This is a genomic window from Paenibacillus pectinilyticus (assembly GCF_001700435.1).
GTDB lineage: Bacteria > Bacillota > Bacilli > Paenibacillales > NBRC-103111 > Paenibacillus_E > Paenibacillus_E pectinilyticus.
In genome coordinates, this window is sequence record NZ_LYPC01000022.1 from 541,978 (window position 1) to 561,708 (window position 19,731).

The 19,731-nt window shown below is 44.8% G+C and carries 19 protein-coding genes; 1 reads left to right on the forward strand and 18 read right to left on the reverse strand.

Annotation, left to right across the window (positions count from 1 at the left end):
* From flgB to sucC, 9 genes are all read right to left on the reverse strand, one after another.
* Entirely contained in the window at positions 1 to 411 is a 411-nt protein-coding gene (gene flgB / locus A8709_RS18805; RefSeq protein ID WP_065853907.1) for a flagellar basal body rod protein FlgB, read from the reverse strand.
* Positions 412 to 637: 226 nt separating this feature from the next.
* Positions 638 to 1,423 (reverse strand): GTP-sensing pleiotropic transcriptional regulator CodY, encoded by a 786-nt coding sequence (gene codY / locus A8709_RS18810; protein ID WP_065853909.1) that lies wholly within the window; start codon positions 1,421 to 1,423, stop codon positions 638 to 640.
* 36 nt (positions 1,424 to 1,459) lie between these two features.
* Positions 1,460 to 2,857 carry an ATP-dependent protease ATPase subunit HslU gene (hslU, locus tag A8709_RS18815; RefSeq protein ID WP_065853911.1) on the reverse strand — a complete coding sequence of 466 codons (1,398 nt, stop codon included), beginning with the start codon at positions 2,855 to 2,857 and terminating at the stop codon, positions 1,460 to 1,462.
* Between the two features lie 88 nt (positions 2,858 to 2,945).
* On the reverse strand, positions 2,946 to 3,500 hold the full coding sequence (hslV, locus tag A8709_RS18820; protein WP_065853913.1) for an ATP-dependent protease subunit HslV: 555 nt from the start codon (positions 3,498 to 3,500) through the stop codon (positions 2,946 to 2,948).
* A gap of 195 nt (positions 3,501 to 3,695) precedes the next feature.
* Positions 3,696 to 5,012, reverse strand: a complete 1,317-nt coding sequence (trmFO, locus tag A8709_RS18825) for an FADH(2)-oxidizing methylenetetrahydrofolate--tRNA-(uracil(54)-C(5))-methyltransferase TrmFO (RefSeq protein WP_065853915.1) — start codon at positions 5,010 to 5,012, stop codon at positions 3,696 to 3,698.
* A gap of 12 nt (positions 5,013 to 5,024) precedes the next feature.
* On the reverse strand, positions 5,025 to 7,133 hold the full coding sequence (topA, locus tag A8709_RS18830; protein WP_065853916.1) for a type I DNA topoisomerase: 2,109 nt from the start codon (positions 7,131 to 7,133) through the stop codon (positions 5,025 to 5,027).
* A 70-nt stretch (positions 7,134 to 7,203) separates the two neighbouring features.
* The gene (gene dprA, locus A8709_RS18835; protein WP_065853918.1) at positions 7,204 to 8,295 is read right to left on the reverse strand and encodes a DNA-processing protein DprA; all 1,092 of its coding nucleotides are present in this window, start codon (positions 8,293 to 8,295) and stop codon (positions 7,204 to 7,206) included.
* 116 nt (positions 8,296 to 8,411) lie between these two features.
* The gene (sucD, locus tag A8709_RS18840) at positions 8,412 to 9,344 is read right to left on the reverse strand and encodes a succinate--CoA ligase subunit alpha (RefSeq protein WP_057315715.1); all 933 of its coding nucleotides are present in this window, start codon (positions 9,342 to 9,344) and stop codon (positions 8,412 to 8,414) included.
* A 49-nt stretch (positions 9,345 to 9,393) separates the two neighbouring features.
* Positions 9,394 to 10,554: an ADP-forming succinate--CoA ligase subunit beta gene (gene sucC / locus A8709_RS18845; RefSeq protein WP_065853920.1), complete on the reverse strand. Its 1,161-nt coding sequence runs from the start codon at positions 10,552 to 10,554 to the stop codon at positions 9,394 to 9,396.
* Between the two features lie 737 nt (positions 10,555 to 11,291).
* Between sucC and A8709_RS18855 the strand changes: the two genes are divergently transcribed.
* Complete coding sequence (locus A8709_RS18855; RefSeq protein WP_065854097.1) at positions 11,292 to 12,872, forward strand: YifB family Mg chelatase-like AAA ATPase; 1,581 nt, start codon at positions 11,292 to 11,294, stop codon at positions 12,870 to 12,872.
* Between the two features lie 55 nt (positions 12,873 to 12,927).
* Here A8709_RS18855 and A8709_RS18860 read toward each other — a convergent pair whose 3' ends face one another.
* The 9 genes from A8709_RS18860 to rimM form a co-directional block, all read right to left on the reverse strand.
* Complete coding sequence (locus A8709_RS18860; protein ID WP_065853924.1) at positions 12,928 to 13,305, reverse strand: YraN family protein; 378 nt, start codon at positions 13,303 to 13,305, stop codon at positions 12,928 to 12,930.
* On the reverse strand, positions 13,306 to 13,620 hold the full coding sequence (locus A8709_RS18865) for an EscU/YscU/HrcU family type III secretion system export apparatus switch protein (RefSeq protein ID WP_065853925.1): 315 nt from the start codon (positions 13,618 to 13,620) through the stop codon (positions 13,306 to 13,308).
* Positions 13,617 to 15,482: a hypothetical protein gene (locus A8709_RS18870; RefSeq protein WP_065853927.1), complete on the reverse strand. Its 1,866-nt coding sequence runs from the start codon at positions 15,480 to 15,482 to the stop codon at positions 13,617 to 13,619. The genes A8709_RS18865 and A8709_RS18870 overlap by 4 nt, the downstream gene beginning before the upstream one ends.
* A 75-nt stretch (positions 15,483 to 15,557) precedes the next feature.
* Positions 15,558 to 16,205, reverse strand: coding sequence for a ribonuclease HII (locus A8709_RS18875; RefSeq protein WP_065853929.1), 648 nt, complete (start codon positions 16,203 to 16,205; stop codon positions 15,558 to 15,560).
* Positions 16,206 to 16,340: 135 nt separating this feature from the next.
* Positions 16,341 to 17,204, reverse strand: coding sequence for a ribosome biogenesis GTPase YlqF (ylqF, locus tag A8709_RS18880; RefSeq protein ID WP_065853931.1), 864 nt, complete (start codon positions 17,202 to 17,204; stop codon positions 16,341 to 16,343).
* 11 nt (positions 17,205 to 17,215) lie between these two features.
* Positions 17,216 to 17,803, reverse strand: a complete 588-nt coding sequence (gene lepB, locus A8709_RS18885) for a signal peptidase I (RefSeq protein ID WP_084225151.1) — start codon at positions 17,801 to 17,803, stop codon at positions 17,216 to 17,218.
* Between the two features lie 119 nt (positions 17,804 to 17,922).
* Positions 17,923 to 18,264: a 50S ribosomal protein L19 gene (rplS, locus tag A8709_RS18890; RefSeq protein ID WP_028558249.1), complete on the reverse strand. Its 342-nt coding sequence runs from the start codon at positions 18,262 to 18,264 to the stop codon at positions 17,923 to 17,925.
* 167 nt (positions 18,265 to 18,431) lie between these two features.
* Positions 18,432 to 19,202 carry a tRNA (guanosine(37)-N1)-methyltransferase TrmD gene (gene trmD, locus A8709_RS18895; RefSeq protein ID WP_065853935.1) on the reverse strand — a complete coding sequence of 257 codons (771 nt, stop codon included), beginning with the start codon at positions 19,200 to 19,202 and terminating at the stop codon, positions 18,432 to 18,434.
* Positions 19,199 to 19,714 carry a ribosome maturation factor RimM gene (gene rimM / locus A8709_RS18900; RefSeq protein WP_065853937.1) on the reverse strand — a complete coding sequence of 172 codons (516 nt, stop codon included), beginning with the start codon at positions 19,712 to 19,714 and terminating at the stop codon, positions 19,199 to 19,201. Before rimM ends, trmD begins: the two co-directional genes overlap by 4 nt.
* Between the last annotated feature and the right edge of the window lie 17 nt (positions 19,715 to 19,731).

Sequence of the window (19,731 nt, forward strand, 5' to 3'; positions counted from 1 at the left end):
TTACTTGCCTCCTATGACTGTTCGCATTTTCTTGAACTCGCTGTTCATTTGTTGAATCATTGCATTGTATTTAAGTTGGTTTTTGGCCATTAATGACATTTCGTAGTCCATATCCACATTGTTATTGTTTGTGTTCACTGCCGTTGACTCATCCGTTTTGATTTCAGAATTTGGCAACTCCGTGTTCGTGTTTCCGATGACAAAATGTCTAGGATCGGTCCGATAACCTTCAATAGAAGGTGTCGCTGCACTCATCTGGTTATGTAATAATTCTTCAAAAGATACATCGGAACGTTTAAAGTTAGGGGTATCCACATTGGCAATGTTATTCGCTACCACCTTTTGTCTTAGCGTCGATGCATCCAGCGAACGCTCCATCATATTCCAACTAGGCTTGTCTAAAAACGACATAAATGATTCCCCTTCACTCTAAATAATAGTCTGTAAGTACTTCCACATCGCAAGAATCTATTCCTTCTTGTTTCGACATTATTCTCGATATCCGATACAAAATAGTTCTATATGTAGAAATATGTAAACCTTTGACTTATTCCCTTATCATCTAAGATATTACGATAACTTACAATAAGAAAAAAGCCCTATCTTTTTACCAGATAGGACTTTACGTTGTTTATATCTATAGTTTTGATTTCATTTGTTCAATACTTTGCATGAGTTGTTCATTTAAAATACGGATATAAGTGCCCTTCATGCCAAGTGATCGCGTTTCAATAACGCCAGCACTCTCCAATTTGCGCAGTGCATTGACAATAACAGAACGTGTGATGCCAACGCGATCCGCAATTTTACTTGCTACTAACAAGCCTTCTTTGCCGTCCAATTCATCAAAAATATGCTCCACGGCTTCCATCTCACTGAACGATAGGGAACCAATTGCAACTTGAACGACTGCTTTACTACGTGCTTCCTCTTCAATTTCTTCCGCACGCTCTCTTAATATTTCCATGGCGATTACTGTCGAACCATATTCAGCAAGAATCAAATCATCATCAATAAAGCTGCCTTCACTACGGCTAAGGATAAGCGTCCCAAGCCGATCCCCACCGCCAATAATAGGTACTAAAGTCGTGTGTGTGGATGGAAACATATCTTTCATTTGATCCGTGTAATAAAAGTAAGGGCTATCCTGTTCAGCAGTTGACGAAGTTTCCTCGATTTTCAACAACAAATTATTGGATTCTAGTGGAAACCTACGCTCAACAAGGATCGTTTGATTCATTTCTGGTGATACGGGATCATTCGTTACCGCGTAGCCAAGGATCTTACCTTTTCGGCTGACCACATAAATATTTGCAATAACAATATCCCGCAGCACTTCTGCCATATCCATAAAGCTAACCGCATTGCCTGCTTCTTTTTGGAGCAAGCGATTAAGCCTTCTCGTTTTATTTAATAAACTCATGTAACTGCCTCCTACTACCTGAAACCTGCATGTTTCTTATAAAATATATTGACTTAAATCTCGATTTTGTACGATGCTGCCAAGCTTCTCGCGTACATAGGCTGGATTGATCACGATGGACTCAAGTGTGATTTCCGGTGCCTCAAAGGATAAATCCTCTAATAATTTCTCCAAAATAGTATGCAAACGACGAGCTCCAATATTCTCCGTCTGTTGGTTTACTTCAACGGCAATACGAGCTATTTCATGAATAGCTTCCTCCGCAAACTCAACAGTTATACCTTCCGTTTGTAACAATGCGGTGTATTGTTTGGTCAATGCATTCTTAGGCTCCGTTAAAATAGAAACGAAGTCTTCCAACGTTAAATCACTGAGTTCGACCCGAATTGGGAATCTCCCTTGTAGCTCGGGAATAAGATCAGATGGCTTTGCAATATGAAAAGCGCCAGCGCCAATGAATAAGACATAATCTGTTTTGACAGTACCGTATTTGGTGACAACCGTTGAGCCCTCAACGATTGGCAAAATATCACGCTGAACGCCTTCGCGAGAAATATCTGGACCGCTGCCGCCGCGGCTGCTGCTAGCTATTTTATCGATTTCATCAATAAAAATAATGCCGCTTTGCTCAGCACGATGAATCGATTCTTGAATGACATCATCCATATCAATTAATTTCTGCGCTTCTTCTTGCGTTAGTACTTTTCTTGCTTCTTTGACATGCAGCTTCCGCTTTTTCGTCTTTTTGGGCATAAGACTTCCGAACATTTCTTGCATGTTCATACCTGCTTGATCATTACCTTGACCGCCCAGCATATCCAGCATGGAAGGTGCAGTGTCTTCTACTTCAATTTCAACGATTTCATTCTCTAATTTACCATTGGACAATTGTTCTGCGATTTGACCTCTTTTAGAAGCAAGCGTTGGATCCGGTGTCGGCTCCTCTTGCTCATCCTTATTTTGCCCGCCGAACAGCATCTCAAGCGGATTACGCTGCGTTTTAGCGCGAGCTGCACTCGGAGCTAACAACGTTACTAATCGCTCATTTGCAAGCTTCTCTGCGCGGTCTTTGACCTTCTCCATACGTTCTACCTTAACCATACGTACGGCAGTCTCCACCAAATCACGTACCATAGATTCTACATCGCGCCCAACATAGCCCACTTCTGTAAACTTCGTTGCTTCTACTTTAATAAATGGAGCACCGACCAATTTGGCAAGTCTACGAGCGATTTCCGTTTTACCTACGCCTGTAGGACCGATCATGAGAATGTTTTTCGGTACGATTTCATCTCTCATGCTTTCGTCTACCAGATTCCTGCGATACCTGTTGCGCAAAGCAATAGCAACCGATTTCTTTGCTTTTTTTTGTCCCACAATATATCGATCTAATTCCTGAACAATTTGTTTAGGTGTAAGAGAGCTGTTTGCCATATGTGTTACCCTCCTTAAAGTTAGGTTAAAGCTAATTGACCCATTGAGCACGTGTGCATAATTTGCTTAAAGTAACATACGTTCTAATTTATTCAATTTCTTCAACAATAATATTATGGTTAGTAAAAACACATATTTCAGCTGCCGTCGTTAGCGCGGCGTGGGCAATATCCCTCGCACTCATGTGCGGCGCATGGCGATGTAATGCTCTACCCGCGGACAACGCGAAACTACCTCCAGAGCCTATCGCTAAGATGCCATCATCTGGCTCAATAACTTCACCATTACCAGAAAGTAATAATAGACCCGTTGCATCCATAACAATCATCATAGCTTCCAATCTTCGCAGCACACGATCTTGACGCCAATCCTTCGTTAGTTCTACAGCAGCACGTTGCAGATTGCCATGGTGCTCCTCTAGCTTACCTTCAAATTTCTCGAAAAGCGTAATCGCGTCGGCAACTGAACCGGCAAAGCCCGCTATGACTTTCCCTCTATGTAAACGCCGTACTTTTTTGGCCGTACTTTTCATGATCATACTGTTGCCAAAAGTCACTTGACCGTCGCCTGCAATAGCTCCCTTACCTTCGTGTCGGATCGCAAATATCGTTGTTGCGTGAAACGTTGCTTGATTAGGTTCCATTTCCAATCACCCCTCTATCAGAATCTTGCCCGCAAAACAGAATTCAAACATGTGTATGGGTCGCAAAAATGAGAGAAACCTCTAGCGAGGTCCCAAAAGAAAAATGACCGCATCTAGAGGTAAATGTATGATCAAACGAATGAAAAATGCAACAAAACATAATTATAGTAACACATCGAAACGTCTAATTACAACTTATACGGATATTGTTTTCACAAAATTCTGAATACTTTCTAGCGCGCGGTTAGCCAGCTTTTCATATTTTTCTTTTTTATTTCGGATCCGCTCTGGCAATGCAGGAAGCAGTCCAAAATTCGCATTCATCGGTTGAAAATGCTTGAAATCAGCCGTTGTAATGTATTGCGCCATACTTCCTAACGTCGTTTCTGCAGGAACAACCAAACACTCTTGACCTTTGGCCATACGTCCTGCATTAAGACCGGCAATTAAGCCCGAAGCGGCCGATTCCACATAGCCCTCAACGCCCGTCATCTGACCTGCGAAGAACAGATTCTCGCGGCGCTTGTACTGATAGGTAGGTTCTAGCAGCCTAGGCGAGTTAATAAACGTATTGCGATGCATTACACCGTAACGAACGAACTCCGCTTGCTCCAATCCAGGGATGAGTTGAAGCACCCGCTTCTGCTCGCCCCATTTCAAATGCGTTTGGAAGCCCACTAAATTATATAGAGTACCTGCCGCATTATCTTGGCGAAGTTGTACGACAGCATGAGGCATTTTACCTGTATGTGGATTAATTAAGCCAACGGGTTTCATCGGTCCGAATAAGACGGTTTGCTTCCCCCGCTTCGCCATCACTTCCAAAGGCATGCAGCCCTCAAAATAAATTTCTTTCTCAAATTCCTTTAGTTCCGCAACCTCAGCCGTGATCAGAGCATCATAGAATACATTGAACTCTTCCTCCGTCATCGGACAATTCAGATAGGCAGCTTCCCCTTTGTCGTATCGCGAAGACAAATATACTTTATTCATATCAATGGAGTCTTTCTCCACAATAGGCGCTGCCGCATCATAGAAGTATAAATATTCTTCGCCCATTAGGGATTTGAGTTCCGCAGCTAGGTCTGGTGAAGTTAACGGTCCTGTAGCTACTACAACAATACCTTCTGGCAGTGCTGTTAGTTCTTCGTTGCGCACTTCAATCAAAGGGTGATTCCTTAACGTGTTCGTAACGCTTTGTGAGAAACCATCTCGGTCAACTGCAAGCGCTCCACCTGCAGGCACAGCATGCTCATCAGCGCAAGATAGGATTAGTGAGTCCATACGTCTCATTTCTTCCTTCAATACACCTACCGCATTCATAAGTCCATTGGAGCGAAGTGAGTTACTGCACACGAGTTCAGCGAATTGGTCGGTAATGTGTGCAGGCGTTTTTCTTTTATTACGCATTTCATATAAAGTAACAGGTACGCCTTGACGGGCAATTTGCCACGCGGCCTCACTGCCAGCCAATCCTGCGCCGATGACTGTTACTCTTTGATTTTCTGGCAAAATCAGACACCTCTAATCTTTCATATCATCTGTGTTTTCGGAATCATCTATCGCTTCTTCCTTATGATCACATTGCGTACATTGAATCATAACACCATTTTTACTGCGTTTCTCAATCATCAGCGAGCTGCAAACCGGACACGGTTTGTCCACTGGCTTATCCCAAGAAACAAAGTCACAGGTAGGATACTGGTCACAACCGTAGAATACCCGTCCTTTTTTGCTACGGCGCTCCACAATCTTACCGGTTTTACAAGTAGGACAAGTAACCCCAGTATCTTTGATAATTGGTTTCGTATTACGGCAATCGGGAAAACCTGAACATGCCAGGAATTTACCGAATCGACCCATTTTGTAGACTAGATGTTTTCCGCATTTCTCGCAGATCTCATCTGAAACCTCATCCTGGATCTCAATTTCCTTCATTTCCTCTTCGGCAAATTCAAGGCGCTTCTCAAATGAGGTGTAGAACGTATCAAGAACACGTACCCAATCCTCTTTGCCTTCTTCCACAAAGTCCAGCTCTTCTTCCATATGTGCGGTAAACTCGATATCGAGAATTTCCGGGAAAAATTCTTGCATTAACTGGATAACAAGCTCACCTAGTTCCGTCGGAACGAATTTCTTCTCCTCGATAGCCACGTAGCCACGCTTCTGAATGGTCTCAAGCGTTGGTGCATACGTACTTGGCCGCCCAATACCCATTTCCTCAAGGGCACGTACTAAGCGCGCTTCTGTATACCTTGGAGGCGGTTGAGTAAAGTGTTGTTTCGGCTCTACGCTTTGCTTTTGCAAGGAATCTCCCTTCGAAAGTGGCGGAAGCAGCTTATCTTCTTCTGTTGTACCATCATCATTGCTTTCCACATATACCTTCATAAAGCCAGCAAACTTCATTTTAGAACCATTCGCTCTGAAAACTGTTTCCCCAGCATTCAAGTCAATCGTCATAGTGTCTAGAATAGCTGATGCCATCTGACTTGCAACGAAACGATCCCACACCAGCTTGTACAAACGGTACTGATCTTTACTCAGGAATGCCTTCATTTGATCAGGTTCACGCAATACAGATGTCGGACGTATCCCCTCATGCGCATCCTGCGCATTCGCATTTTTCTTTAGATACTGACGAGGCGTCTCTGGATAAAAAGTAGGACCGTATTTCATCATAATGAAGTCTTTGGCTTCTTCTTGGGCAATAGGAGAGATTCGCGTGGAATCCGTACGCATATAGGTGATTAAACCGACGGTACCTTCTTTACCTAAATCGATACCTTCATATAATTGCTGTGCCACAGACATCGTCTTGGATGCTCGGAAATTGAGCTTACGCGCTGCTTCCTGTTGCATGGAGCTTGTAATGAATGGCGGGGACGGATTACGTTGACGTTCTTTCTCTTTCACTTCTTTGACGACAAACGCATCTTTACCCATGGCAGCAAGAACGAGATCAACATCTTCTTGTGAATGCAGTTCCTTTTTCTCACCATTATGACTATGATACTTGGCTTCAAAGACTGTTTTACCCGCATCAAGAACTGCCGTTATGGACCAGTACTCTTCTGGTTCAAAGGCTTTGATCTCATTTTCACGATCTTGAATCAGTTTAACCGCAACAGATTGCACACGGCCTGCTGATAATCCCTTTTTCACTTTTTTCCAAAGTAAAGGACTAATCTTATATCCCACAAGTCGGTCCAAAATCCGACGAGCTTGCTGCGCATTTACCAAATCTTGATTAATGCGACGTGGTGTTTTAAAAGCATCCTTAACCGCATCTTTCGTGATCTCATTAAATACAACTCGGCACAGCTCATCTGGACCTACATCCAAATAGTGAGCTAAATGCCACGCAATCGCTTCACCTTCGCGATCCGGATCCGCTGCTAGGTATATTTTTTTCACTTTTTTGCTTGCGTCTTTCAGTTCTTTAAGGATAGAACCTTTTCCACGAATTGTTATGTATTTAGGCTCAAAGTTACGGTCGACTTCTACGCCAATTTGGCTTTTCGGAAGGTCGCGAATATGACCCATCGAGGCTTTTACGATAAATTTACTTCCTAAATATTTGCCGATGGTTTTGGCTTTTGCTGGTGACTCAACAATGACTAACGAATCTGCCATGGTTCGTCCTTCCTCCCCTCTTGGTTTCAAGGTAAAGTTTACTTGGCGAGAAGCAAAACTTCTGTTTAGCCTATGCTCGAATGTATGTTGAACCCGGAAGCTGTTTAATCGCCTTTTTCAATACCAAAGATAACAGAACTGCATGCAAATGTCCAAACGTAAATTGACTGTCTTCTAATATAGTGTCAATTGAGACAGGTGTATCTGACAACTTTCGAACAATTTCGACTTCATCTTTCGTGAGATGAAAAGCCGGTTCTGGCTTCAAAACGACATGTATGCCATCTCCGCCAAAGAGATGTTGATATTCTTCGACAATCTCCTCCACACGTGTAACTAATTTCGCACCATCTTTTAAAAGCTTATGAACACCGCTGCTTTGACGCGAGTTAATCGGCCCTGGTACAGCGAAAACATCTCGCGATGCATCGAGTGCAAACTCGACCGTAATCAAGGATCCACTATCTTCGGCCGCTTCCACAACCGTCACTCCCAGAGATAAACCGGCAATAATTCGATTCCGCTGGGGAAACATCCCCGGTCTCATACCAGTGCCAATTGGGTATTCAGAAATAATAGCGCCTTCTTGTTCGATTTGCCGAAATAAGAGGGCATTTTCTCGCGGATAAATCGAATTAATTGCGCATCCGAGTACAGCTACTGTCTTCGACTTTCCTTGGAGTGCGCCGATATGAGCTTTGCTATCAATCCCTCTCGCAAGTCCACTCACGATTCCAAAGCCCGTTCTCGAAAGTGCCGAAGCCCATTCTTCTGCGATTTTCTTACCATAGAGTGTTGGCGTTCGAGTCCCTACAATACCTAATAAGTGATGATTTAAATACCTAGAATCACCCTTCACATATAACACCCAAGGAGGTTGTGCAATTTCCTTTAACCTCTCTGGATAGCCATCATCGAAGCGAGTCAATATTTGAATGCCTTGACTTCTATATAAGTGCAGCTTTTGCTCAATAAACGATGGTGTTAATCGTGCCGAAACGAGCTCTGCAACAGAAGCCCGGATACCACAGGATGCAATTTCGGATGCTGATAACCCAATCAAAACGCTAGGTTCAGGAAATTTGCTTAAAAGGTGTTGGATCGTTTTCCATCCAACGCCCTCCAGCTCATGCAAACCAAGTAAACTATATCGATTATCCATTAGTATATACACTCCTTCCATGAATGACAAATCTATGCACAAGGGATAAAAATAAAAAAACCTCCCAATTCCCAAATAAGGGAAATGGAAGGTTGCTTACCTTCGTAGAACGAAGCTTATTTTTTAGTGATAACTTTATCAAGCATGCCTTTTTCTTCAAGTACGCTAACAAGTGTTGAACCCATTTCGGATGGTGTAGCCGCTACGCGGATACCGCATCTTTCCATTGTTGCAACTTTCTCAGCAGCTGTACCTTTACCACCGGAAATGATGGCACCAGCATGGCCCATACGTTTTCCTGGAGGCGCTGTTTTACCGCCGATGAAGCCAACAACTGGTTTCGTCATGTTTGCCGCAACCCACTCTGCTGCTTCTTCTTCAGCCGTACCACCGATTTCACCGATCATGATAACAGCGTACGTATCCGGATCTTCGTTAAAACGTTTAAGGATGTCGATAAACTCGGATCCTTTAACTGGATCTCCACCGATACCAACTGCGGAGGATTGTCCAATTCCGCGAGTTGTCAATTGGTGAACAGCCTCGTAAGTCAATGTCCCGGAACGGGAAACGACACCTACGTGACCTGGTGTATGGATGTATCCTGGCATGATACCGATTTTGCACTCGCCTGGTGTGATTACGCCTGGACAGTTTGGTCCGATAAGAACGGTATTTTTACCTTCAAGGTAACGTTTAACACGTACCATATCAAGTACTGGAATACCCTCTGTGATACAGATAACCAATTCAAGCTCAGCTTCGATCGCTTCGATGATGGATTCTGCAGCAAATGCTGGAGGTACATAAATAACGGATGCTGTTGCACCAGTTACCTTTTTAGCCTCAACAACAGTGTTGAAAACAGGTAGCTTAACAAGCTCGCCATTTTCCAAAGTGATATCGACTGTTGTGCCGCCTTTACCAGGAGTTACGCCACCCACCATTTGTGTGCCGTAGTCCAGACCGCCTTTGGTATGAAACAAACCCGTAGCGCCGGTAATCCCTTGAGTAATGACTTTTGTATGTTTATTGACCAAAATACTCATGATCGATTGTTCACATCCCCTATATATTTTTCAAACCGCTCAGGTTTGATTATTTAACTAGTGCAACGATTTTTTGTGCGCCATCCGCCATGGAATCAGCAGCAACGATGTTCAAGCCGGATTCGTTAAGAAGCTTTTTACCAAGCTCAACGTTAGTACCTTCAAGACGAACAACAAGCGGACGGGATAGTCCTAGCTCTCTAGCAGCAGCGATTACGCCCTCAGCGATGACGTCACAACGCATGATACCACCGAAAATGTTAACGAAAATCCCTTTAACTTGCTCATCGGATAAGATGATTTTGAAAGCTTCAGTAACTTTCTCTTTCGTAGCACCGCCCCCTACGTCTAGGAAGTTAGCAGGGTCTCCGCCATAGTGCTTGATAATGTCCATAGTGGCCATAGCAAGTCCAGCGCCGTTAACCATACAACCGATGTTGCCATCAAGTGCGATGTAGCTAAGGTCATATTTGGAAGCTTCGATTTCTTTCGCATCTTCTTCTTCAAGGTCACGAAGTTCCACGATATCCTTGTGACGGAATAATGCGTTAGAATCGAAGTTTAATTTCGCATCAAGTGCCATAACGTCGCCAGAGCCAGTTACAACCAATGGGTTGATTTCAGCAATGGAAGCGTCTTTCTCAACGAATGCTTTGTAAAGAGCAAGCATGAACTTAACTGCTTTGTTTACTAGTTCATTTGGGATGTTGATGGCATAAGCAAGTCTACGTGCTTGGAAGGATTGAAGACCAATCGCTGGGTCAACCACTTCTTTGAAAATTTTCTCAGGAGAGTGTTCAGCTACTTCTTCAATCTCCGTACCGCCTTCTTCGGAAGCCATCAATACGACGCTGCCTGTTGCACGGTCAACAACAACACCAACATAATATTCTTTCTTAATGTCACAGCCCTCTTCGATCAAAAGGCGTTTAACTTCTTTACCTTCTGGACCTGTTTGGTGAGTGACTAGCACTTTACCTAGAATTTCGCTAGCATATGTACGCACTTCATCGAGGCTTTTAGCTACCTTAACGCCGCCTGCTTTACCGCGACCTCCGGCATGAATTTGCGCTTTTACTACGACAACGGATGTGCCAAGCTCTTTTGCTGCTTCTACAGCCTCGTCAACTGTAAAAGCAACCTTTCCGTTAGGAACGCTGACTCCGTACTGTCTCAGGACTTCTTTCCCTTGGTACTCATGGATATTCATTTCCTAAATCCTCCTATCAGTATGGACTTTCTATACGTGCTATACAGGGAAAAGTGTAATTTCCAATTGACGTTGTGCACGAGAATATATCTTGCTACCGGAATTAGTATCACACTTCTTCGCAAGCCCTAACCATTGTATCACATTATTTTCGACAGTTTCTTTATTTTTTTCGTGAATCCCTTCAAATTTTCCTTTCACACTGAAAAACTTTAGCTATCACTTCGCAAATTAAAAAGACGCATTTTCCAAAATAACGGGAAAACACGTCTTGTGTCAGCTTAATTTAAGAAAACGAAGTTGTTGGAGAGTTGACTCTAGGTTCACGCTCGGCTTGCTTAATAAAGCGCATTTCATTACTGGAAAAGTTACAAATTAAGCACTGAATCGTTGGTTCTGGCTCAGGAATTACATCAGGGTCTTGAAATTCGGTAAAATCTCCCGAAAATGCATCCTTCATAAATGACTGCGAATAGCTCGTAATTACACTGAATTTCACGCGATTCGACCGACAATTGGGACAAAAATATGGTTTTTCCTGCATATCATCACCTCATCTTCCAGTATGTGCATGTCGCACATTTTTAAACCGTGAAAGACAGCTGTTCCTATTTGCGTAATTTTACCATTTGCGATTATAATAAAAGAAAAAGTTCGGATCAATAAGGAAGCACCTTTTATCCAATGCGAGATCAGTTCTAGGAACTGCTCATTCTATGGAGAAGAAGGTGTTTTTTATGTATGGCAAAGTTGTGAGCGCCTGCTTACAAGGAATTGAAGGTCAAACGATTGAAGTAGAGGTCGATATTTCAAGTGGATTACCCCAGATCAACCTAGTTGGACTGCCCGATTCAGCGATTCGAGAGTCTGTTGAGCGCGTTCGCTCATCGATCAAAAACTGTGGATTCACCTTCCCTATGGATCGAATCACGGTAAATCTAGCTCCGGCCGACCTGCGCAAAGAGGGATCTTCGTTCGATCTAGCGATTGCCGTTGGCATTCTCATCACTACAGGGCAGGTCCATATCGACGGCTACCAAACTACGTTGTTTCTTGGTGAATTAGCACTAGACGGTTCGCTTCGTCCTATTCCCGGCGTACTTTCAATGGTTCATGCCGCCAAAAAGATGGGGATTAAACGTGTATGTGTCTCCCCTGTAAATGCACCAGAAGCCGCCTTAATTCAAGGAATTGAGGTATGTGTGATTAAAAATTTGTCCGAATTCAAAAATTGGAACAAACATTCGTATGTCGATTTTATCTATCACCAAGTTGCTCAAGGTCACGATGAACTCTCAGCTTCAAATGGAAATTCTCACAACAACCTTCATTATGCCGAAGATTATGCCGATGTAAACGGGCAGCATACGGTGAAGCGCGCCATGATGATTGCAGCAGCTGGTATGCATAACCTCTTACTCCTTGGCCCGCCTGGCACAGGAAAAACCATGCTCATTAAGCGCCTGCCCTCCATTCTACCTCCAATGACAGATCGCGAAGCCCTTGAAGTAACGAAAATCTACAGCGCTTCTGGCAAGCTAACTGACCGCTCCACACTTATGCGTGCGAGGTCGTTCCGTGCCCCGCATCATTCTATTTCACCTGCCGGCCTTGTTGGCGGTGGTACCATCCCCAAGCCAGGTGAGGTAAGTTTATCCCATCGTGGCATTCTATTTCTGGATGAGCTCCCCGAATTTACGCGGAACGCGCTAGAAGTTCTTAGGCAGCCTTTGGAGGATCGCTATGTGATGATTGCCAGGGCTAGAGCTGTGTACACGTTTCCTTCCCATTTTATTTTGGCTGCAGCCATGAATCCTTGCCCTTGTGGCTACTATGGTGCGGAATCTGAGACAAATGCCTGTACCTGCAGTCCTGCAAAGATCGTTCAGTATCGGTCCAAAATTTCAGGGCCGCTCCTTGATCGGATCGACCTCCATGTGGAAGTTCCTAAGCCAAGCTATGCACAACTAAAAGATAACACCTCTAATTTATCCTCCAGCATGATGCGAGAAAAGGTTATGCAGGCCCACTTGCGGCAACAGCGGCGTTACGCAGGTACAGATATCCAACATAATAATGAATTAAGTGGACGATTTATGAAGGAGATTTGCCGACTAACACCTGAAGGAGATCAGTTACTGCGTATTTCATTCGAGTCACTGGGGTTAAGTGCGCGTGCGCATGATCGCATTTTGCGACTCGCGCTGACGATTTCTGATTTGGATGGCTGCGAAACCATTCTCCCATCTCATCTTGCAGAGGCCATTCAGTATCGAAATTTGGATAAAAATCAGCGAATAGAAGAGATTGAAATGTGACTTTTAACAACCTAAAAAAGCCTTTTGAAACGTCACATGAGTTATCATTGACGTTTCAAAAGGCTCCTTGTATATGGACAAGCTTTGGTTCCGGCTGCATATCGGTAATTTCAACCGTAATCACATCAAATTGAATAGATTGCTCGTATTTATGGAAACGGTGCAAATAGTATTGCGCCGTTTCTCGCACTTTCAGCTGCTTTCGGTAGTCAACAGATTCCTTCGCTGTTCCGAATCGACTGGAAGGCCTTCTCGTTCGAACCTCAACAAATATGAGCTTATTTTCTTTCTCCGCAATGATATCGATTTCTCCGGAACGACAACGCCAATTGCGCTCAACAATTAGATAGTCTTGTTTCAAAAGATAGCTCGCTGCCCACTCTTCACCTTGTTGCCCTAGCATTTTGCGATCGTCTTTATGCACGTTGCTCATCTATTCTTGCCTCGATGGTCGCATGCGCTGATCAGAGCGATAAATGAAACTGAGAACTTCAGCCACCAATTGATACAATTCCGGAGGAATTTCTTGATCCAGATCTAACTTGGACAAGACTTCCACCAATGATTTATCCTCTTGGATGGGAATGCCGTTTTCTTTCGCCTTCTGTAAAATGGCTTCAGCCATGTGCCCTTTCCCTTTGGCAATCAGGGTTGGCGCTTTTTGTGCTTCTGGTGAATAACGCAGGGCAACAGCCTTCTTGAGCGAGGTTAGTTGTGACTCCTCGGCGGATTTCTTGGGATGACTCATGCGCGAACATCAACCCCTTTATAGGTCAAAGGGCTGTAGAGTTCTCTTAAATCCGCTCGACCATCTAACGAGGCAAGTTTAGCCAAACCTTCCTTACCCTCCTGAATTTCAGGTGGCTTGGGGTATGGCGAACATTTCAATGAGATGAATTGATAGCCTACACTGCTCATTGCCGCTGCGATATCTTCTTTCGAGGATTCCATTAAACCTGCCAGAGCGGGATGATCATTATGAACGTTTAAGGATACAATTTTGTTGACGACTTGGACATCAAGCAATGTGTTGCCCATTACTTTCATTTGAAGGTCAAATAATAATCGACAATTGCTTGCATCTACTTCGCCGCGGCTCCCCTTACGGGACTGAATATGTATAGCTGCAGATTGCTGTCCCGTATTGTCCACAAATGGGACAAACAGGGTCATTTGAGCAAACATGGCATTCTTATCGTTGGTTAACATCAGCTGTTGACCAGTAATTTGAGCTACAGCTTGCTGTGCGGCTTCTTTGACTGGCGCAGGCGTATCATCCGAAGCTGTAAGCTGAAGCAAAAGGCTTTTCAGCGTGTCTGCCGCAGGCTTAACCGTATCGCCTTGTTGATCACTCGTGTTACTAAAAATGTTAGTAAAGGCATCATCCGCAGCTTGCTGGCGTATGGGTATGGCATTGCCGCGCTCGTCCAGCTTCGCGGCCACTTGAGATTCATGCTCAACGCCAACGGCTTTGAGCATCTTGCTGATCCAGTTGGTCTCTGGATCAGCTGGCGGAGCTTGAGGCGCGCTTACTCGCGCCTCTTTAGCGGCAAGAACCCCCTCCTGCTTCGCAGGGGGTTCTTGCGCGCGCACGGGCGCTGGCGAACCCGCTTGCAGCGGTTCGCCCTTCAAAGGCTCAGCGCTGCGCGCCTGAGCCTTGCCTTCGGCCGCCGGCTCCGCCGAGACGGCCAGTGCCGTTGCCGGCTGCGCAGCCGGTGCGGGAGGCTCTTCGCCCGCTGCCGTTGCTGCGGGCGGGGCTGCGCTGGCAGCGGCCGCAGGCACGCTGCCGCGCGGCGCAGCCTCGTCTGCACCAGCCTGCGGAGCAGCTGGTGCGGGCTCTTGCGGTGCTGCGGCCGCAGGCGCAGCTGCTGTGGCAGACGCCTGCACAGCAGCAGGCGCTGTCGTGGCGGAGGCTGGCGCAGCCAGCTCCGCGGGTCTTGCAGCTGCGGCGGTAGCGCGCAGCTCCCTCAGCACCGACACAACCTGCTTGGCGGTATCCACCGCAGGGTGTGTCGGTTCTTGCTCGAGCAGGTTCGTTACCTGCTGCTCAAGCTGCTCAAACACCTGGCCCACCGGAGGGCCCGTGGTCACTTGCTTCACCGCGTTTACCGTCGTCGGTGTCAGCGGCAGTCCTTTTTTTGAAACAAGGATAGCTGCCTGCAGCCATTCTTCCTTGTTCTCACCCTGTGGCATTTCACTCATCACAGCTTCAAAAGCCTTCACATTTTCCTTGGAAACTGGAACGCCCGCCTGTTGCATTTGCTGCACCATTTGACGTGTCCCCGCCGAATCTTTTACTTCAAAAGCTTTAAGCAGCTCACCTAAAGAATCATCTGTAATCTGCACATCCGAAGCAACAAGCGGCTTTAAAATAATTTGACCACCTTGGGATTCAGGCTGCACTTGCAGCATGGTCACATCACCTTGTTTCAAAGGCGTTTCCAACTTCGCACGAACTTGCGTACCACCAATATTTAGAAGTGCTTCTTGATCATTCAAAAGCTGAAGCACGACACCTTTAATAATTTGTCCAACTTTTAATTCGAGAACCTTAGGATCGGATGCTGTTAAATCTCCGACTAAGTTACGAATTAATCCACTAATATTCAAAAGGGCTCACCTCTAATCTGATTCCACGTATGTATATTATCGGCGTCCGATAGCGATTTCGTTACATGAGAATACCTAGATCAAATCAAAAACTAACTGTTCGGATGAAACTTCACTTTCTGGTTCTTCTAGTTGAGCCATAATTTTACGAATAAATAATTTCCGGTGAAGTGGCGTAGGACCGTAGCGCAACAACATTTCTCTATGATGCTTAGTGGCATAACCCTTATGTACAGCGAGCCCATACTCCGGATATTGCGTCTCCCAATCCGAACACATGCGATCTCTTGTAACCTTTGCGATAATGGAGGCCGCAGCTATCGACTGGCTCAACGCATCTCCATGAATAATTGCAGACTGAGGAATGTCTAGATCAACTTTTTCTGCATCAACTAATAAATAGTCCGGCACGATACTTAACTGTTCAACCGCTTGCTTCATAGCTAATCTTGATGCCTGTTTAATATTCAATGATTCGATAAGATCAACATTCACAATCCCTATACCTATTGCTATCGCTTCATCCCTAATTTGATCAAAAAGTAACTCTCGCTTCTTCTCCGAAAGCTTCTTAGAATCGTTAACCCCTTCAAGGACATGCCCCTTTGGGAAAATGACAGCAGCGGCCACGACATCTCCAAACAAACATCCTCGTCCTACTTCATCGATTCCAGCAATCGCTGTGAACCCTTGTTGCCATATGTCTTTCTCATGATCTAGCACGCGTTATGCCCCTTTCCCATGCCTACATTATATAGGATCGGCGCTTCGTCAAGCCACACCCATTTTTTTGCATCGTCCATGTGAACAAAAAGAAAAACCCAAGGCTTAGCCCCAGGTTCTTCCTGATTCCTATGTCTATGAAGGTCTCTCTAACGAAATCCGACCCATTTTTCCAGCACGCAGATCACGAATGATGATAAGGGATGCTTTGTCTAGATCAACTTTGCCTCCGCTCACGATGGCACCGCGCTTACGCCCGATCGCCTCCATGACCTTGACCATCTCTTGTATATTATCCATGTCATCTGGTAACTCCTGAACACCGAAGCGTTCCTGAATACCAGCTCCATAATGCTGAACCATATATTTAATGGTGAACAAGGCTACGTCATCCAAGTGAAGAAGCTCTTCCTTAATTGCTCCCGTTGCAGCTAAACGCATACCAACCATCTGGTCTTCGAATTTGGGCCACAAAATCCCTGGTGTATCCAAAAGATCCATCTCCGTGCCGACCTTGATCCATTGTTGACCCTTGGTCACACCTGGCTTATCGCCTGTTGCGGCAATTTTCTTGCCTGCTAGTTGATTGATAAGTGTGGATTTCCCCACATTCGGAATCCCAACAATCAGCGCTCTGATCGCACGTGGATTAATCCCTTTGCGCAGCATCGTCTCGATTTTATGAGACCAAAGCTGTTTAACTCTAGGTAAAATCTCCTTGACATGCGTACCGTTCGCAGCATCAATCGGCAAGGCAGGCAAGCCTTGGTCCGCGAAATATTTCACCCACTCTGCCGTGACTTGCGGGTCCGCTAGGTCATTCTTATTAAGCAATACAAGACGTGGCTTGCCTTTTAAAATCTCATCAACCATCGGGTTCCGGCTGGATAACGGAATGCGGGCATCCAAGAGCTCAATCACGACGTCAATCAATTTAAGCTTTTCCTCGATCTGTCTGCGAGCCTTGGTCATGTGACCGGGAAACCATTGAATGGTCATTTCTCTTCACCTCAAAAATGTATGAAACTAATTTTCTTCACCGGCCAGAAAATAACTTCTGCACGGCCTACAATTTTATTGTAAGGCACAAAACCAATCATACGGCTGTCCTTGGAATTCGGTCGATTGTCTCCCATGGCAAAAATCTCACCATCAGGCACTTTCGATTCAGGAAAATCCTTTAACGTATTATAAGGATGTCCTTCTTTTACTGCTTGATCAATCGCGGCTTGGATGTAAGGTTGGGCCAATTCTTCACCGTTAATATACACCTTGTCACCGGTAACTTTCACGGTTTCCCCTGGAAGTGCGATAACGCGCTTGATATAATCCTTGCCTTCTGGTGCGTGGAATACGATAACTTCGCCTCGCTTAGGAGCACGAATATCATACACAAGTTTATTGACAATCAATCGCTCACCCGTAAAAAAGTTCGGATGCATGGAATCACCATCAACAATAAATGGAGAGAACAGGAACCAACGAATAATAATAACAAGCACTCCTGCAATAACTAACGCTTTTATCCATTCCCATGTTTCATTTTTGGTTTGCACCGGCTTTGCTGGTGTAGCGCTGATCGGTTGGTTGGGTTGCATTTGATCGTTATGTTCCATCACTGACGGCCTCTCTTCCAGTTTTGGTGTGATCTTTATTATGTTCTATTATGTACAGAAAAAATGAAAAGGAGACTTGACTGAACAAGCCCCCCATTTTACTATCGAATTTCTTTAATTCTTGCTGCTTTACCACGAAGACCACGCAGATAATAAAGTTTCGCACGACGAACTTTACCACGGCGAGCCACTTCAATCTTGTCAATCTTCGGAGAATGGAATGGGAAAGTTCTTTCCACACCCACACCGTAAGAAATTTTACGAACTGTAAACGTTTCGCTAATTCCACCGCCGTGGCGTTTAATAACAACACCTTCGAACAGCTGAATACGCTCACGTGTACCCTCGATAACTTTTACGTGTACTTTAAGTGTGTCTCCTGGACGGAAATTAGGAATATCCGTACGGAGTTGCTCTTTCGTAATCTCTTGAATAAGATTCATAGTTGACTCCCTCCTTCCACACAGGTGTTCATTCCGCTAATAGTTAGTGTATCTAAGTTGTTATGCGTAGAGGACCACCAGACTCGAACTGTTGAAAAAATCACAACAGAATATATATTATCATAGTCCAAGGATTAATTCAATAGAGAAGTTTCCGAGGACAGCTTTCATGAGTTTATTTCCTTTTCTTGCTGCTGCTTCTTCCATTCGGCCACCCAAAGCTTCTCTTCTTTAGACAAAACTCTGCCTTCCAGCAAATCGGGCCGGCGCTCTAACGTTCGAATGAGCGACTCTTTAAGACGCCATTTCTTCACATTGGCATGATGGCCAGATAGCAGCATTTCGGGAACTTCCCAGTCTCTGAACTTGGCTGGCCTTGTATAATGCGGATACTCCAGAAGTCCTGTTGAGAAAGAATCTGTCACTGCCGACATTTCATTCCCTAGCACACCCGGCAAGAGCCTTACTACACTGTCTATAATGACCATAGCAGGGATTTCACCGCCGGTTAATACATAATCACCAACAGAGAGCTCGTCCGTCACTAGATGCTGTCTAATCCGTTCATCATAGCCCTCATAATGTCCGCAAATAAAGACAAGATGCTCTTCACCTGAAAGCTCTTCCGCTTTCTTCTGTGTAAAGGTCTCCCCTTGTGGGCATAGGAGAATGACGCGAGGTTTTACTGGTTCCCCCTCCTCAGTTAGATGAGGTGGTAAATCTTCTACAGCGCCAAAGATCGGCTCCGGCTTCAATACCATCCCGCCACCGCCGCCATAAGGATAATCATCTACGGTATTATGCTTGTTCGTCGAATAATCTCGAAAATTGACCGTTCCTAGAGAAACAATTCCCTTGTCACGTGCCTTCCCTAAAATGCTGGACGAAAATACGCCTTCGAACATTTCCGGGAACAAGGTTAAGACATCGATTTTCATTCCATTAACCCTTCCATCAGATGGATCCGAATCGTTTTGTTAGGAATGTCTACATGAAGAATCACATCATCGATAACAGGCAGTAGTAGCTGTTTGCCTTTAGCCAGCGCCACGACCCAGACATCATTAGCTCCCGGTGTCAGTACTTCAGAAATAAGTCCAAGCTCTTGATCTTCTTCTGTAACGACTTTGCAGCCGATGATTTCGTGATAATAATACTCTCCCTCTTCGAGCGGCTTTTGATTCTTAGCTTCAATTTTGAGCAGGGAGCCTTTATATTTCTCAACATCATTAATGTTCGAAAATTGATCGAACAGGACAATAAACACATTTTTATGTAAGCGGGACGTTTTCACCGTCACCGGCGTTTGCTTATTTTGAGAATCGACAATAATCAAGGAATTACCTACATCAAATCGTTCTGGAAAATCCGTTTCAGGTACAATTTTTAATTCTCCACGTATACCGTGGCTATTGACGACTTTACCTACCGTTACTAGTTTATCGGTCATATGTGCTTGCCCAACCT

What these genes read in the sequence shown, in the direction of transcription:
- ylqF (WP_065853931.1), bottom strand. Translation starts at nt 17,204, where the DNA reads ATGACCATTCAATGGTTTCCCGGTCACATGACCAAGGCTCGCAGACAG.
- hslV (WP_065853913.1), bottom strand. Translation starts at nt 3,500, where the DNA reads ATGGAACCTAATCAAGCAACGTTTCACGCAACAACGATATTTGCGATC.
- flgB (WP_065853907.1), bottom strand. Translation starts at nt 411, where the DNA reads ATGTCGTTTTTAGACAAGCCTAGTTGGAATATGATGGAGCGTTCGCTG.
- sucD (WP_057315715.1), bottom strand. Translation starts at nt 9,344, where the DNA reads ATGAGTATTTTGGTCAATAAACATACAAAAGTCATTACTCAAGGGATT.
- A8709_RS18855 (WP_065854097.1), top strand. Translation starts at nt 11,292, where the DNA reads ATGTATGGCAAAGTTGTGAGCGCCTGCTTACAAGGAATTGAAGGTCAA.
- A8709_RS18865 (WP_065853925.1), bottom strand. Translation starts at nt 13,620, where the DNA reads ATGAGTCATCCCAAGAAATCCGCCGAGGAGTCACAACTAACCTCGCTC.
- rplS (WP_028558249.1), bottom strand. Translation starts at nt 18,264, where the DNA reads ATGAATCTTATTCAAGAGATTACGAAAGAGCAACTCCGTACGGATATT.
- sucC (WP_065853920.1), bottom strand. Translation starts at nt 10,554, where the DNA reads ATGAATATCCATGAGTACCAAGGGAAAGAAGTCCTGAGACAGTACGGA.
- rimM (WP_065853937.1), bottom strand. Translation starts at nt 19,714, where the DNA reads ATGACCGATAAACTAGTAACGGTAGGTAAAGTCGTCAATAGCCACGGT.
- hslU (WP_065853911.1), bottom strand. Translation starts at nt 2,857, where the DNA reads ATGGCAAACAGCTCTCTTACACCTAAACAAATTGTTCAGGAATTAGAT.
- dprA (WP_065853918.1), bottom strand. Translation starts at nt 8,295, where the DNA reads ATGGATAATCGATATAGTTTACTTGGTTTGCATGAGCTGGAGGGCGTT.
- A8709_RS18860 (WP_065853924.1), bottom strand. Translation starts at nt 13,305, where the DNA reads ATGAGCAACGTGCATAAAGACGATCGCAAAATGCTAGGGCAACAAGGT.
- codY (WP_065853909.1), bottom strand. Translation starts at nt 1,423, where the DNA reads ATGAGTTTATTAAATAAAACGAGAAGGCTTAATCGCTTGCTCCAAAAA.
- trmD (WP_065853935.1), bottom strand. Translation starts at nt 19,202, where the DNA reads ATGAAAATCGATGTCTTAACCTTGTTCCCGGAAATGTTCGAAGGCGTA.
- lepB (WP_084225151.1), bottom strand. Translation starts at nt 17,803, where the DNA reads ATGCAACCCAACCAACCGATCAGCGCTACACCAGCAAAGCCGGTGCAA.
- topA (WP_065853916.1), bottom strand. Translation starts at nt 7,133, where the DNA reads ATGGCAGATTCGTTAGTCATTGTTGAGTCACCAGCAAAAGCCAAAACC.